This is a genomic window from Microbacterium sp. K35 (genome assembly GCF_004794375.1).
In the GTDB taxonomy this organism is placed as follows: Bacteria; Actinomycetota; Actinomycetes; order Actinomycetales; family Microbacteriaceae; genus Microbacterium; species Microbacterium sufflavum.
In genome coordinates this window covers 14495-29094 of record NZ_SSDM01000417.1, presented here as the reverse complement: position 1 = coordinate 29094, position 14600 = coordinate 14495, and the positions used below count along the sequence as shown (strand labels likewise).

Sequence of the window (14600 nt, the reverse complement as noted above, 5' to 3'; positions counted from 1 at the left end):
CCCCCCAGTCTCCCATCCTCGCCCGGCACGGCCGCGACGACTCAGCGGCGGCGGGGCGTCCAGCCGCCCGGCAGCGGCCCGTCGACGGAGGCGCGCGCGCGGTCGCCGGCGGCCGACCACCCCTGGGCCTCTCCCTCGTGGTCGAAGCCGCCGCGAGCGACGCGGAAGCCCACGTCGTCATGGTGCATCCGGGGCGCTCCCCCGCGGCGGACGGACGCACGCACGCTCCACACCTCGTCGGCGAACCCGCCCCCGCGGAAGACGCGATAGTCGTCGTACCGCGCAGGGTCGAGCAGGTCCCAGCACCACTCCCACACGTTGCCGAGCGTGTCGAACAGCCCGTGGAGGTTGGGCAGCTTCCCGCCGACGTCCTGCGGCGCGGAGACGTGATCAGCCGCTGTCCACGCCGCATCGGCGAGTGGTGCATAGTGCGGGCCCGCGGAGCCGGCACGGCACGCGAACTCCCACTCCGCCTCGGTCGGCAACCGGTACCCGTCCGCCGTCGTGTCCCAGGTCACGTCCTCGCCGTCGAAGCGGTACACGGGGTCGACGCCCTCCCACTCCGACGCCGCATTGCAGAAGTGCACGGCTCGCAGCCAGCTCACGTCGGCGGCCGGGCGGCGGGGATGTCGCACGGCGACGCCCAGCACGTCGGCCAGTTGCTCCTCCGTCACCGGGAAGACGCCGAGCAGGAACGGCTCCAGGGTTACCTGCCGCGTCGAACACGTCCGTGCATCGTGCAGTGTGACCTCTCCGGCGGGAAGGCGCGTCAGCTCGATGTCGCTCACGCGGGCGTGCACTCGATCCAGGTCGGGTACTTCGCCGTGCGCCCGTCACCCGAGGAGGTGCGGGTGACCCGGCGACGCACCCAGGGACCCACGAACTCGCGATAGTACGCGAGACCCGACGGGCCGAGACCCGGGCGGTCGAGTGGCGCCCACCAGGCCTCCGGGGGTTCGAAACCCAGTGCGTGGAGCACCCGCGCAGCCACCCGGTGATGTCCGGCGGCGTTCATGTGCAGGCGGTCCTCCGACCAGTACGGCGGCTTCGAGAGCTCGCGGTCCGGCCAGTTCAGGGCGCGGATCACATCAGGGCGATCCTCGATGCGGCGCAGCACGGCCTCCGACAGCAGGTCGCCCCGGCGTTGCACGAGCGACCCCATGGGCAGTTGGCCGCTCGGGTTCGCTCCGGAGAGCAGGATCATGGTGACGCCCTCCTCGTCGCAGCGCCGGAGCACGCGGCTGAACGCGTCGGCGATGTGCTCGGGATCGGCCCGCGGACGGAGCATGTCGTTGCCGCCCCCGTTGAACGACAGATGGGTGGGGCGCAGCGCCAGCGCGGGCTCGAGCTGCTGCTCCACGATCGGCCAGGCGAGCTTGCCGCGGATCGCGAGGTTGGCGTACTGGATCGGGTGACCGGCGGCGTCGGCCCACCCCTGTGCCGCGATGTCCGCCCATCCGCGCTCGCGCCCGTCGGGCAGCACATCCCCCACGCCCTCCGTGAAGGAGTCGCCTATCGCCACGAATCGCACATCGGTCACGGACCCAGCCTATTGCCGTGCCCGGACAGCGGCGTCAGCGGTCGTCGAGGGCTGCACCGCGTCGATCCACGAGCCCCCACGACGCCCCCGCCGCGAGGAGGAAACAGGCGGCGAAGACGACGAAGAGCACCGGCGCACCACCCGCGAGGAGCAGCACCGGGGCCGCGATCGGTGCCACGACCGAGGCGATGCGGCCGATGCCCGCGGCCCATCCGGCGCCCGTCCCCCGCAGCGAGGTCGGATAGATCTCCGGTGTCACCGCGTACAGTGCCCCCCAGGCGCCGAGGTTGAAGAACGACAGCGCCATACCGGTCGCGATGATCGCGGCCTCGGTGCTCGCGGTGCCGAAGAGCACGGCGGAGACGGCCGAGCCGAGGAGGAACACCGACAGCGTGACGCGGCGCCCCCACACCTCGATCAGCCACGCGGCCACCGCGTACCCCGGCAGTTGCGCGAGCGTGATGATGAGCGTGAAGCCGAACGACCGCACGAGGTCGAAACCCGCGTCGACGAGGATGCTCGGAATCCAGATGAACGCTCCGTAGTACGCGAAGTTCACGGACAGCCACACCAGCCACAGACAGAGCGTGCGCACGCGGAACTCCCGGTTCCACAGCGTCGCGAGCCTCGCCCCGGCCGTGGCGGCGATCGCCCGCGAGGCCGGCTCCTTGCGGATCGCGGGGGCCGCCGTCATCCCCGCCTCGGCCTCGAAGGCGGACACGATCCGGTCGGCCTCCGCGATCCTGCCGCGCGAGGCGAGCCAGCGCGGCGACTCCGGAAGGCCCCACCGTACGATGAGCGCGTAGACGGCGGGGATCGCACCCACCGCGAACGCCCAGCGCCACCCGGACTCCGACGCCGGGATCACGAGGAAGCCGATCAGCGCGGAGGCGGTCCAGCCCACGGCCCAGAACGCTTCGAGGATAACGATCAGGCGTCCCCTGATGCGTGCCGGGGCGAACTCGCTGACGTACGTCGAGGCCACCGGAAGCTCGGCGCCCAGTCCGAGGCCGACGAAGAAGCGCAGCACCAGCAGGGCCGCCACTCCCCCGACGAGGGCGCTCGCTCCGGTGGCGACGCCGTACACGAGGAGCGTCAGGGCGAACACCTGACGACGGCCGAACCGGTCGGCGAGCAGTCCCCCGAGCGTCGCCCCCACAGCCATGCCGACGAAGCCGATCGATGCGATGAGCCCCGCTTCGCCCTTCGACAGGTCCCACTGCTGCGTGAGCGCCGCGATGATGAACGAGATGAGACCGACGTCCATCGCGTCCAGCGCCCACCCCACGCCGGAGCCGGAGAGCACTCGCAGGTGCCGGCGCGTGAACGGAAGGACATCGAGGCGCTGGGCGAGCGAGGTGCGGCTCGGCAGGGCGGTGTTGGCCATGCCACTCATCGTAGAGGCGGGCGGGCGCGGTGCCCGCCCGCCCGCCGTCGTCAGTCGCGGTCGGCCAGCAAGCGCCGCACGCGCGGAATCACCTCGGTGCCGTACAGCTCGATGCTGCGCATCATCGCCTCGTGCGACAGGGTGCCGGTGGCGTACTTGAGGTCGAAGCGGCCGAGGCCGAGGGTCGTCACCGTGTCGGCGATCTTCGTCGCCACGCGATCGGGCGAACCGGCATAGAGCGCGCCCTCCGGCCCCACGTCGTTCTGGAAGCGCGCACGGCTGTACGGCGGCCATCCACGCTCGCGTCCGATGGTGTTGTTCATCGCCACGAAGCCCGAGTACGCGGCGTCCCAGGCCTCGGCGTCCGTGTCGGCGATGTGTCCCGGCGAGTGCACCGCGACGGGGTGCGACGTCGTGCCGAACGAGGCGACGGAGCGGTGGTACAGGTCGACGAAGGGCCGGAACCGCGCGGCCGGTCCGCCGATGATCGCGAGCATCAATCCCAGACCATGGCGTGCCACGCGCACGACCGACTCCGGACTGCCGCCGACGCCGACCCACGTCCGCAGACCCTTGTCGGTCTTCGGGAAGACGTCGGCGTTCTCCAGCGATGCCCGCATGGTGCCCGACCAGGTCACCGGCTTCTCCTCCAGGAGGTGCACGAACAGGTCGAGCTTCTCCTCGAACAGCGTGTCGTAGTCGCGCAGGTCGTAGCCGAAGAGCGGGAACGACTCGATGAAGGAGCCGCGACCGAGCACGACCTCGGCGCGACCGTCGGACAGCGCGTCGAGCGTGGCGAACCTCTCGAACACCCGGACGGGATCATCGGAGGACAGCACGGTCACGGCGGTGCCGAGACGGATGCTCTTCGTCCGGCCCGCGATCGCCGCGAGCACCATCTCCGGAGACGACACCGCGAACTCGCGACGGTGGTGCTCCCCCACGCCGAAGAAGTCGACGCCGACCGCATCGGCCAGTTCTGCCTGAGCGACGACGTTGCGGATCGTCTGCGCCGCCGTGAGCAGCTCGCCGTCCTGATCCCGCGTGATGTCCCCGAAGGTGTCCAGCCCGAATTCGATGTCCATGTCATGCCTCTCTATTCAGCTGAATGAACAGCGGACGCCGAAGGGGCATTCCCGTGGTCTCAGCGCGGAAGCAGAGCGCTGCGCAGCGTGTCGAGACCGACGCCGCCCAGGTCGAGTGCGCGCTTATGGAAATCCTTGAAGGAGAACGCGTCGCCCTCCGCCTGCTCGACCGCATCCCGCACCTGCTCCCAGATGCGCTGACCGACCTTGTAGGACGGTGCCTGCCCCGGCCAACCGAGGTAGCGGTTCACCTCGAACTGAACGAACTGGTCCGACATGTTCACGTTGCGGCGCAGGAAGTCGAGTGCATAATCCGCGTCCCAGACACCTTCGCCGTCGAGGCGGGGCTTGCCGAGGTGCACTCCGATGTCGAGCACCACCCGAGCGGCGCGCATGCGCTGTCCGTCGAGCATGCCGAGGCGGTCGGCGGGGTCGTCCAGATACCCGAGCTGCTCCATCAGGCGCTCGGCGTACAGCGCCCAGCCCTCCGCATGACCGGACGTTCCCGCCAGCAGCCGGCGCCAAGAGTTCAGCTCGGCGCGGTTGTACACGGCCTGGGCGATCTGCAGGTGGTGACCGGGAACACCCTCGTGGTACACCGTCGTGAGCTCACGCCAGGTGTCGAACTCGGTCACGCCCTCGGGAACCGACCACCACATGCGACCGGGGCGGGAGAAGTCGTCCGTGGGAGCGGTGTAGTAGATCCCGCCCTCCTGCGTCGGGGCGATCATGCACTCGAGCGTGCGGATCGCCTCCGGGATGTCGAAGTGCGAGGCGCCGAGCTCCGCGACCGCGCGGTCGCTCGTCTCCTGCATCCACGCCTGCAGTGCCTCCGTGCCCACGAGCTTGCGTGCGGGATCGCCCTCGAGGTGAGCGACGGCCTCCTCGACCGATGCTCCCGGGAGGATCTCGTTCGCGATCGCCGTCTGCTCGGCGACCATCCGCGCGAGTTCCTCGCGGCCCCACTCGTACGTCTCGTCGAGGTCGATCGTCGCCCCGAGGAACCGACGCGAGTTGAGGGCGTAGAGCTCGCGTCCGACCGCATCCTGCTCCCCCGCCTCGGGGGCGAGCTCCTCGGCGAGGAAGCGGCGCAGTTCGCCGTAGGCCACGCGCGCGGCGGCGGAGTTGTCGGCGAGCGTGCGCGCGAGCGACGCGGGCAGCTGCCCCTCGTCCGGGTCGGCGTGCGCGACGAAGGCCGCGAAGAACCCGTCGTCGGCGATGTAGCGGTCGATCTGCGTCGCGACCTCTGCGACCTGGCGCCGTGCGGGCGTGACCCCCTCGGCGATCCCCGTGCGCAGCGTCTCGACGTACCCGCGCAGGGCACCCGGGACCGCCGCGAGACGGGTCGAGATGACCTCCCAGTCGTCGACCGTCGACGTCGGCATCAGGTCGAACACGGCGCGGACGTCCTGCGCCGCGGAGGCGATCACGTTGAGGTCGCGCAGATGCCACTTCGCGTCGTGCAGTTCGAGGTCCAGGCGCAGCTCGGCGCTCAGGTCGGTCTTCGTGACTTCGTCGATCGCGTCGACGGGCTCGAGCGCGGACAGCTTGTCGAGCGTCGCCCTGGTCGCCGCGGCGACCTCTTCGTGGCCTTCCGGGCTCAGGTCGCCGAATCGATCGTTGACCTCCGAGCGACCGATGTAGGTGCCCAGGGTCGGGGCGAGCACGGCGATGGTGTCGACCCAGTCATCGGCGACCTTGTCGATGGCGGAGGGGGTGCGGGGTGCGGAAGTCATGGTTTCCAGCCTAATCCCCGACCCCTCGCCAGTGAGATCAGTGCGCGGCCTCGTTCCAGTCGCGACCGCGACCGACCTGCACGTCGAGAGGGACCGAGAGCTGCGCGGCATCGCCCATGCGGGTGCGGACGATCTGCTCGACCCGATCCCACTCCCCCGACGCGACCTCCACCACGAGCTCGTCGTGGATCTGGAGGAGCACCCGGGACGAGAGCTCCGCGGCCTGCAGGTCGTCGTGGATGTGGAACAGCGCGATCTTCATGATGTCCGCCGCACTGCCCTGGATCGGGGCGTTGAGCGCGGCACGCTCGGCGTTCTCGCGCAGCACCCGGTTCGGGCTCGCGAGGTCGGGGAACGGGCGGCGCCGACCGAAGATCGTCTCGGTGTAGCCGTCTTCCTTCGCCTTCATGACCGACGCGCGCAGGTAGTCGCGCACCGCGCCGAAGCGGGCGAAGTACTCGATCATGAGCTGCTTGGCCTCGGCCTGCTCGATGCGCAGCTGCTTCGACAGACCGAACGCCGACAGCCCGTAGACCAGACCGTACGACATGGCCTTGACCTTGGTGCGCATCGCCGGGGTGACATCGCCCGGCTCGACGCCGAACACCCGCGCACCCACGAACCGGTGCAGGTCTTCGCCGCTGTTGAACGCCTCGATGAGCCCCTCGTCGCCCGACAGGTGCGCCATGATGCGCATCTCGATCTGCGAGTAGTCCGCGGTCAGCAGCGTCTCGTAGCCCTCGCCCACCTCGAACGCACTGCGGATCCGACGTGACTCCTCGGTGCGCACCGGGATGTTCTGCAGATTGGGGTCGGTGCTCGACAGCCGGCCGGTCTGGCTCCCCGTCTGCACGTACGTGGTGTGCACCCGATGGTCCGGTCCGATCGCCCCGTCCAGCGACTCGATGATCTGCCGCAGCTTGGTCGCCTCGCGGTGCTGCAGCAGCAGGCTCAGGAACGGGTGCGGGTGGGACTCCTGCAGATCGGCCAGCACCGCGGCGTCGGTCGAATAGCCCGTCTTGGTCTTACGCGTCTTCGGCAGCTGCAGGTCTTCGAACAGCACCTCCTGCAGCTGCTTGGGCGAGCCGAGGTTGAACTCGCGCCCGACCACCGAGAACGCCTCCTGCGCGAGCACATCCGCTCGTGCCGCCAGCTCGCCCGAGAACGTGGACAGCACCTCGTGTGAGACGGCGACCCCCGCGAGCTCCATGTCGGCGAGGGTGAGCAGGGTCGGCAGCTCGATGTCGGTGAGCACGGCGGCGACCGGCTCCGGCAGGTCGCCGCGCAGCGCCTCGGCCACGCGCAGGACGAACCAGGCCTCCTGCGACGGTGTCGCCCCTTCGGTCTCGGGAACCAGCTGCGAGGGGTCGGCCTCGGGCAGCTTCTCTCCGAGGTAACGCTGCACCAGGTCGGACAGCGTCTTGTCGGGGAAGCTCGGGCGCAGGAGCCAGCCCGCGAGACTCGTGTCGTACGCAAGTCCGCCGAGCCGGATGCCCTGGCGCCGCAGCGCCTTCACCTGCGGCTTCGCGTCGTGCAGCACCTTCGGGGCAGAGGACTCGAGCCACTCGCGAAGAGCCGCGGCCGCGTCGTCGGACCAGTCGAGCTCGCGCAGCTCCGTCTCGGTGGCGGCCCCCAGGCGCACGGGAGCCCCCGCCGCGATCGTCACGCGCAGTGCCACATCGCTCTCCTGCGCGGCAGCCCACGAGGCGAGCTCGGCGCCGCTCACCTGCGCGGGAACGGGCATCTCGACCACGGCCGCCGGGTCGTCGGCCACCTCGCCCGCGCCCACCGCCTCGAACACCCGCGGCAGCAGGGTGCGGAACTCCAGGCGGGCGAAGATGTCGCGCACGGCCTGGGCGTCGATGGGCGTGACCGCGAGGTCTCCCGGGGCCACCGGCAGCTCGACGTCGGTCAGGAGGCGGTTCAGCTTGCGGTTGCGACGCACGTCGTCGATGTGGTCGCGCAGGTTGCCGCCCACGACGCCCTTGATCTCGTCGGCGCGATCGAGCAGCTCGTCGAGAGAGCCGAACTGGGTGAGCCACTTGACCGCGGTCTTCTCCCCCACCTTCGGGACGCCGGGCAGGTTGTCACTGGTCTCGCCCACGAGCGCCGCGATGTCGGGGTACTGTTCCGGGCGGACGCCGTAGCGCTCCTGCACGGTCGTGGGGTCGTAGCGCTTGAGCTGGGACACGCCCTGCACGGACGGGTACAGCAGGGTGATGTCGTCGGTGACCAGCTGGATGGTGTCGCGGTCGCCCGACACCACGAGCACGTCGTAGCCCTGCGCGGCGCCCTGGGTTGACAGCGTGGCGAGGATGTCGTCGGCCTCGATGCCCTCCTGCGTCAGGACCGGGATGGACATGGCCGCGAGGCAGTCCTGCAGCAGCGGGATCTGGCCCTTGAACTCGGAGGGGGTCTCGGAGCGGGTGGCCTTGTACTCGGGGTACTCGTCGGTGCGGAACGAGTGCCGTGACGTGTCGAAGGCGATGGCGAGATGCGTCGGCTGCTCGGCCTTGATGAGGTTCACCAGCATCGACAGGAAGCCGTAGATGGCGTTCGTGTGCTGGTTGTCCTTGGTCGTGAAGTTGTCGACCGGGAGGGCGAAGAAAGCGCGGTAGGCGAGCGAATGGCCGTCGACGACCATGAGGGTAGGCTTTGCGGAGTCCGTCACCCTGTCAGCCTAACGAGGAGCACGGACACCCGCAGAGGAGGATGCATGGGCGAGGTCGCGACCAGCGAAGGGCTCGAGTGGGCAGCCGCCCGCGGCATGGGCGCACTGGCCGAGAAGATGGGCATGGAGTTCGTGGAGTTCGGCGTCGACCGGTGCGTCGCGACCATGCCGGTCGCCGGCAACACCCAGCCCGTCGGCCTGATGCACGGCGGCGCGTATGTCGTGCTCGGCGAGTCCCTCGGCTCGATGGCGGCGAACCTCCACGCCGGAGAGGGGCGCCTCGCGGTCGGCGTCGACATCAACGCGACCCACACCCGCTCCGCGACCTCCGGGACCGTCACGGGGGTATGCACGCCGGTGCACCTCGGACGCAGCATCACGGTGCACGAGATCGTCGTCACGGATGATCAGGGCCGACGCTGCTCGACGATCCGCATCACCAACATGATCAAGGACGTTCCCTCGGGGCGCTGAGAGGCTCCTCCAGCAGCAGCTGGAACAGCAGGTGATCCTGCCACTCCCCCGCGATGCGCAGGTACTTCGGCGCGAGGCCGATGCGCTCGAAACCGCATCCCGCCAGCACGCGCTGCGAAGCCAGGTTGTGGAGCAGCGTGGCAGCCTGCAGCCGATGCAGGTGGAGCTCCGTCCTCGCGTGCTCCGCGACGAGGGTCACCGCACGCCCGGCCAGCCCGCGCCGCAGCCGTGAGGCGTCGATCCAGTAGCCGAGGTCCGCGCTCCAGAACGCGCCGCGGACGATCGAGTTCAGGTTGACGCGGCCGCGGATCGAACCATCATCCCCGACCACGACGAACCGCAGGCTCCGTCCCGCCTCGGCTTCCGCCAGGCACTGCGCGACGTGCCGCTCCTGCCACTCGTCGGTGAAGAAGGCGGCGTCGCGCTCGGGCTCCCACGGAGCCAGGTGTGCACGATTCGCGCGGTAGGCCGCGGCGATGCCGGGGCCGTCGCCCGCACGCACGGGCCGCAGCAGGTGCTCGGCGTCGAGGCGGAGCACCGGACCGGCTACTTCTTCGGGGCGAGCTGCTCGATGATGGCCTTCGCGACGTCCTGCATCGTGAGGCGGCGATCCATCGAGGCCTTCTGGATCCAGCGGAACGCCTCGGGCTCGCTCAGGCCCATCTTCTCGTTCAGCAGTCCCTTGGCGCGGTCCACCAGCTTGCGGGTCTCGAAGCGCTCGACCATGTCGGCGACCTCGGCCTCGAGCGTGATGATCTGCTCGTGACGCGCGAGCGCGATCTCGATGGCCGGCAGCAGGTCGTTCGGGGTGAACGGCTTGACGACGTACGCCAGGGCGCCCGCCTCGCTCGCCCGCTCCACGAGCTCCTTCTGGCTGAAGGCCGTCAGCAGCACGACCGGGGCGATGTTGCCCTTGTGCAACTTCTCGGCCGCGCTGATGCCGTCGAGCTGGGGCATCTTGACGTCCATGATGACCAGGTCGGGGCGCAACTCGGTCGCGAGGGCGACGGCCGTCTCCCCGTCACCGGCTTCGCCGACGACATCGAAGCCGTTGTCGCGAAGGATCTCGACGATGTCGAGACGGATCAGCGACTCGTCTTCGGCGACGACGACGCGTCGGGGTGCGGATGCCGTGGGCTGCTCAGCCTGTTCTTGCTCGGTCACGGACTCCATCCTACTGGAGAGGGCGCGGCGCTCGGCCGAAGCGCTCATCGGCGCCGGGTGATCGGCTCGCCCTGCGCTACAGTCGAAGACGCGACACACGGGCCGGCGTGGCGGAATGGCAGACGCGGAGCACTCAAAATGCTTTGTCCGAAAGGGCGTGTGGGTTCGAGTCCCACCGCCGGCACACGGTGCGCTATACATGCTCTATGCACAGCGGGGACGCACCGGCAGCTCATGCCCGGAGGTCGCATCGCACCGCGCGGGCCACTCTCGTCGTCCTGGCGGTCGCGCTCGTCATCCTGCTCCTGATCGCCGCAGAGGTGTTCAGGCGCACGAGCGCGGAGGAGGCGGAGCGCGCGAGCGATCCGGCCTTCGTCACCGCCCCGACCCCGCTGCCCTCCGGAGCCCCGGGCTCGCTCATCCGCTCCGAGGAGATCGACAGTGCTCCCGTCGGCACGAGAGCGTGGCGCGTGCTGTACCACTCCCGCGACCTGGCCGGTTCGGACATCGCCGTGTCCGGCCTGGTCGTCGTGCCCGAGGGGCCGGCGCCGGAGAACGGACGCACGGTCGTCTCCTGGGCGCACCCGACCACGGGAGCGGCGACGGCGTGCGCCCCGTCGCTCGCGCTCGATCCGTTCGAGCTCATCGCCGGGATGCACGAGCTGCTCGCCGAGGGATACGCCGTCGTGGCCACCGACTATCCGGGCCTCGGTGTGGAGGGCGCGTCGTCCTATCTGCTGGGCGTCCCGGAGGCGAACAGCGTGCTGGACATCGTGCGTGCGGCCGGCCGCCTCGACGGCGTGGGGACGAGCGCTCGCGTCGTGCTGTGGGGGCACTCCCAGGGCGGTCAGGCGGCGCTCTTCGCCGCCGAGCGCGCCGAGACGTACGCGCCCGAGCTGTCGGTGCGCGGGGTGGCGGTGGCGGCGCCGGCGGCCGATCTCAACGCCCTGATGACCGACGACATCGTCGACGTCTCCGGGATCACCATCGCCTCGTTCGCCATCGCCGCCTACCGGGATGCCTACGCCGAACGGTTCGGCGAGGAGGCCATCCTGTCGATCCTGACCCCGGAGGGCGCGGCTGCGACTCCCGACATGGCCGCGCTCTGCCTGCTGACCCACACCGAGGAGATCCACGCGATCGCCGAGCCCCTGGTCGGCTCCTACGTCACCGCCGATCCCGCCACGACCGAGCCCTGGCGGACGATGCTCGCCGAGAACAGCGCGGGCGGCCAGCCCATCACGGTCCCCGTGCTCGTCGGCCAGGGCGAGGCGGACAAGCTCGTGCGTCCCGCCGCGACCGACGGGTACGTCGCCCGCCTCTGCGCGGCGGGGACGGATGTCGCCTACCACCGGTTCCCGGCGGTCGACCACGGCTATGCGGCGTACGCGACCCTGCCCGAGCTCCTACTGTGGCTCCCGACGCTGGACGCACCGCGGGAGGCCCGCGGTACCTGCGGGTGAGCGCTCAGGATTCCGCCAGTGCCGCGAGTTCGGCGAGCACCCGGGGGTGGGCGAGGATGCGGAAATGGCCGCCGGTGTCGAGCACGACGTTCTTCGCTCCCGGCAACGCGCTGCCCTCGGGGATGTGCGGGTCGAACTCCGCATAGACCGACACGATCCGGGCGTTGACCTCGACCTCGCGCGCGAGCGCCAGGATGGACGGGTCGTCCGGAGAGAAGGCGCGCAGCACCCGTCCCGGCATGCGCCGGGCGTACCGGGAACCTCCGAACGGCGTCGCGACCGCCAGCATCGCCCGGATGCGGTGCCCCTCCGGTCCGGTCATGGCGAGCTTGCCCGCCAGACCTCCCTTGCTGTGCGCGACGAGGATCACGCCGGTGAGGTCGCGCGCACGCAGATGCTCCGCGATCTGCTCCGCCTCGTCCGCGACCGGGAACCGGTTGCGCCGCAGCGCATCCACCACGTGGACCGGATGACCCCGCTGGTGCAGCGCGACGATGAGCGGCTCCAGGAACCGCCACGTCTCGTACACCCCGGCGAGCACCACGATCGGCACGCCATCGCCGTCGGTGAACGCCCTCGCGTCATCTCGTCCGAAGAAGGAGCGCACCTGCCAGAACCCCGCATACGCGTAGTCGGCGGCCCACCAGCCCAGCCGCCTCACGGCGTCGATGGCGCGCTCCGCTTCTCGTCCATGCTCCTCGACGTCGCAGCGTGCGGCCAGGCACCGGCCGTGTGCGTCAGGATCGCCGACGCGACGGCGCGGGGCGCGGACTGCTGGGCCACGTGGTGGTGACCGGGAATCTCGACGAGACGCGAGACGCGGGCGCTGTCCCGCAGCCGGCGGCACCACGCGCGACCCGCGATCGGATCCGCTCCCCCGCGGATCACCAGCAGCGGCACGGTCAGCTCCGCCACCCGCTCCTGAAGCCGATAGCCGATCATGTGGCGCACCTGCCGCAGATACCAGCGCACGCCGCAGCGGAGGTAGTCGGTGAAGACGATCGTGTTGATCGCGGGCGTCTCCCCCACGGTGTCGATCGCGAGGGCACGCGCCTGTGCCGGAATCGTGCGCCACCGCGCGTCCACGACCGGGCCGATCGCGACCACGGCGCGCACGTACTCCGGGCGCTGCAGAGCAGCCTCCACGGTCCATTGCGCGCCCATCGAGTGTCCGACGAGCACCACGCGGTCATCGCCGAGCGTTCCGATCACCTCGGCCAGTGCGCTGCCCATCCGCTCCACCCCGACGTCGACGGAGGGCTTGGGCAGTCCGCCGAAGCCCGGAAGGTCCACCGACACCACACGGGTGTACTCCGCGAGCGTCTCGTGCAGGCGGGACAGGTAGCGGTGCGACATGCCGATGCCGTGCACCAGCACCATCGTGGGGGCGACGGATCCCGCCGGTCGCGGAGTCTCCCGAAGGCGGAACATCAACCCCGACGTGAGCACGAGGCGCGTACGAACGACCATGCGCCCACGCTATCCGCCCCGCCCGCGCGGTCGCAGAGGGTTGACGCGGGCCCGGGACATACGGAAGGGGCGGGGCCGTAGCCCCGCCCCTTCCGGACACCTCGTGCGTCAGACGCCGGCCTTGTAGATCGGCGCAGCACCACGCATCGCGTCGCCCACCTTGTGCACGCGGAGGTCGTTCGTCGAGCCCACGATCCCGGGAGGGGAACCGGAGATCACGACGACCTTGTCGCCCTCGACCGCCAGGCCGTTCTCGAGCAGGTACTCGTCGACCTGGTGGTACATCAGGTCGGTGTGCTGGACCATGTCGACCAGCGTGGAGCGCAGGCCCCACGTGAGCGCCATCCGACGACGGATCGCCGGCTCCGGGGTGAACGCCAGCATCGGGATGCGCGAGCGCAGACGCGACAGGCGGCGGGCGGAGTCGCCCGACTGGGTGAAGACGCAGAGGAACTTCGCGTCGACGAACTCCGCGACCTCGAGGGCGGCCAGCGTGATGGCACCACCCTGCGTGCGGGGCTTGGTCGTCAGCGGGAGGATCCGCTCCAGGCCGTGCTCCTCGGTGGACTCGATGATGCGGGCCATGGTCTCCACCACGACGACCGGGTAGTCGCCCACGCTGGTCTCGCCCGAGAGCATCACCGCGTCAGCGCCGTCGAGCACCGCGTTCGCGACGTCGGAGGTCTCCGCGCGCGTGGGCACCGGGCTGTTGATCATCGACTCGAGCATCTGCGTCGCCACGATCACCGGCTTCGCGTTGCGCCGGGCGAGCTCCACCGCGCGCTTCTGCACGATCGGCACGGCCTCCAGAGGCAGTTCGACACCCAGGTCGCCACGGGCGACCATGATGCCGTCGAACGCGTCGACGATCTCCTCCAGCGCATCGACCGCCTGCGGCTTCTCGATCTTGGCGATCACGGGGACGCGCACGCCCTCCTCCGCCATGATCTCGTGCACGCGCGACACGTCTTCCGCGTTGCGCACGAAGGACAGGGCGATGAGGTCGGCACCCGTGCGCAGACCCCAGCGCAGGTCGTCTTCGTCCTTCTCGCTCAGAGCGGGGACGTTCACGGCGACACCGGGCAGGTTGATGCCCTTGTTGTTCGACACGGCGCCGGCGACGACCACGCGCGTGGTGACGGTGACGCCGTCGGTCTCGACCACCTCGACGCGGACCTTGCCGTCGTCGATCAGCAGGAAGTCACCGGGCTTCACGTCCTGGGGCAGCCCCTTGAACGTGGTGCCGCAGATCTCCTTGTTGCCGATGATGTCTTCGGTGGTGATCTTGAAGATGTCGCCCTTGGCGAGCTCGTACGGCCCGTCCTCGAAACGGCCGAGACGGATCTTCGGTCCCTGCAGGTCGACGAGGATCGCCACGGCGCGGCCGGAGTCCTCCGCCGCGCGACGCACGTTCGCGTAGTTGTTCTCGTGCACGGAGTAGTCGCCGTGGCTGAGGTTCAGACGTGCCACGTCCACACCCGCATCGATCAGTGCACGCACCGTCTCATACGTCGAGGTGGCCGGACCCAAAGTGGCGACGATTTTCGCGCGTCTCAAAGAACTCTCCAGGGTAGAAGTGGGGGATGAACGTTCGGGCGACGGTGCCTGCC

General features: G+C 70.1%; 13 protein-coding genes and 1 tRNA gene. 3 read left to right on the top strand and 11 right to left on the bottom strand.

Features of this window, described 5'->3' with window-relative positions:
- Positions 1–41 precede the first annotated feature (41 nt).
- From DW299_RS17475 to polA, 6 genes are read right to left on the bottom strand one after another with little or no spacing between them, the layout of a single operon-like run.
- The gene (locus tag DW299_RS17475) at positions 42–788 is read right to left on the bottom strand and encodes a formylglycine-generating enzyme family protein (protein WP_136037343.1); all 747 of its coding nucleotides are present in this window, start codon (positions 786–788) and stop codon (positions 42–44) included.
- A complete protein-coding gene (locus DW299_RS17470) occupies positions 785–1531 on the bottom strand; it encodes an SGNH/GDSL hydrolase family protein (protein WP_136037408.1) in 747 nt (248 codons plus the stop codon). Before DW299_RS17470 ends, DW299_RS17475 begins: the two co-directional genes overlap by 4 nt.
- A gap of 43 nt (positions 1532–1574) precedes the next feature.
- Positions 1575–2927 (bottom strand): MFS transporter, encoded by a 1353-nt coding sequence (locus DW299_RS17465; RefSeq protein WP_136037342.1) that lies wholly within the window; start codon positions 2925–2927, stop codon positions 1575–1577.
- Positions 2928–2977: 50 nt separating this feature from the next.
- On the bottom strand, positions 2978–4012 hold the full coding sequence (locus DW299_RS17460; RefSeq protein WP_136037341.1) for an LLM class flavin-dependent oxidoreductase: 1035 nt from the start codon (positions 4010–4012) through the stop codon (positions 2978–2980).
- 59 nt (positions 4013–4071) lie between these two features.
- Positions 4072–5748, bottom strand: a complete 1677-nt coding sequence (locus DW299_RS17455) for a DUF885 domain-containing protein (RefSeq protein ID WP_136032400.1) — start codon at positions 5746–5748, stop codon at positions 4072–4074.
- A 37-nt stretch (positions 5749–5785) separates the two neighbouring features.
- On the bottom strand, positions 5786–8419 hold the full coding sequence (gene polA / locus DW299_RS17450) for a DNA polymerase I (protein ID WP_205814443.1): 2634 nt from the start codon (positions 8417–8419) through the stop codon (positions 5786–5788).
- A 45-nt stretch (positions 8420–8464) separates the two neighbouring features.
- Here polA and DW299_RS17445 point away from each other — a divergent pair, with 45 nt between their 5' ends.
- On the top strand, positions 8465–8893 hold the full coding sequence (locus tag DW299_RS17445) for a hotdog fold thioesterase (RefSeq protein WP_136037340.1): 429 nt from the start codon (positions 8465–8467) through the stop codon (positions 8891–8893).
- Here DW299_RS17445 and DW299_RS17440 read toward each other — a convergent pair.
- The gene (locus tag DW299_RS17440) at positions 8868–9431 is read right to left on the bottom strand and encodes a GNAT family N-acetyltransferase (protein WP_136032404.1); all 564 of its coding nucleotides are present in this window, start codon (positions 9429–9431) and stop codon (positions 8868–8870) included. The genes DW299_RS17445 and DW299_RS17440 overlap by 26 nt on opposite strands.
- 8 nt (positions 9432–9439) lie before the next feature.
- On the bottom strand, positions 9440–10066 hold the full coding sequence (locus DW299_RS17435) for an ANTAR domain-containing response regulator (RefSeq protein WP_206253382.1): 627 nt from the start codon (positions 10064–10066) through the stop codon (positions 9440–9442).
- Positions 10067–10158: 92 nt separating this feature from the next.
- Between DW299_RS17435 and DW299_RS17430 the strand changes: the two genes are divergently transcribed.
- Positions 10159–10241 (top strand) — tRNA-Leu (locus DW299_RS17430).
- Positions 10242–10263: 22 nt separating this feature from the next.
- Positions 10264–11520: an alpha/beta fold hydrolase gene (locus DW299_RS17425; protein WP_136037339.1), complete on the top strand. Its 1257-nt coding sequence runs from the start codon at positions 10264–10266 to the stop codon at positions 11518–11520.
- A gap of 4 nt (positions 11521–11524) precedes the next feature.
- Here the strand turns inward: DW299_RS17425 and DW299_RS17420 are convergent, their stop codons facing one another.
- The 3 genes from DW299_RS17420 to pyk all read right to left on the bottom strand — a co-directional run bounded on the left by DW299_RS17420 (position 11525) and on the right by pyk (position 14547).
- Positions 11525–12181, bottom strand: coding sequence for an esterase/lipase family protein (locus DW299_RS17420; protein ID WP_240744594.1), 657 nt, complete (start codon positions 12179–12181; stop codon positions 11525–11527).
- Positions 12178–12990 (bottom strand): alpha/beta fold hydrolase, encoded by an 813-nt coding sequence (locus DW299_RS17415; protein ID WP_136037338.1) that lies wholly within the window; start codon positions 12988–12990, stop codon positions 12178–12180. The genes DW299_RS17420 and DW299_RS17415 overlap by 4 nt, the downstream gene beginning before the upstream one ends.
- A gap of 108 nt (positions 12991–13098) precedes the next feature.
- Entirely contained in the window at positions 13099–14547 is a 1449-nt protein-coding gene (gene pyk / locus DW299_RS17410) for a pyruvate kinase (RefSeq protein ID WP_136032411.1), read from the bottom strand.
- Between the last annotated feature and the right edge of the window lie 53 nt (positions 14548–14600).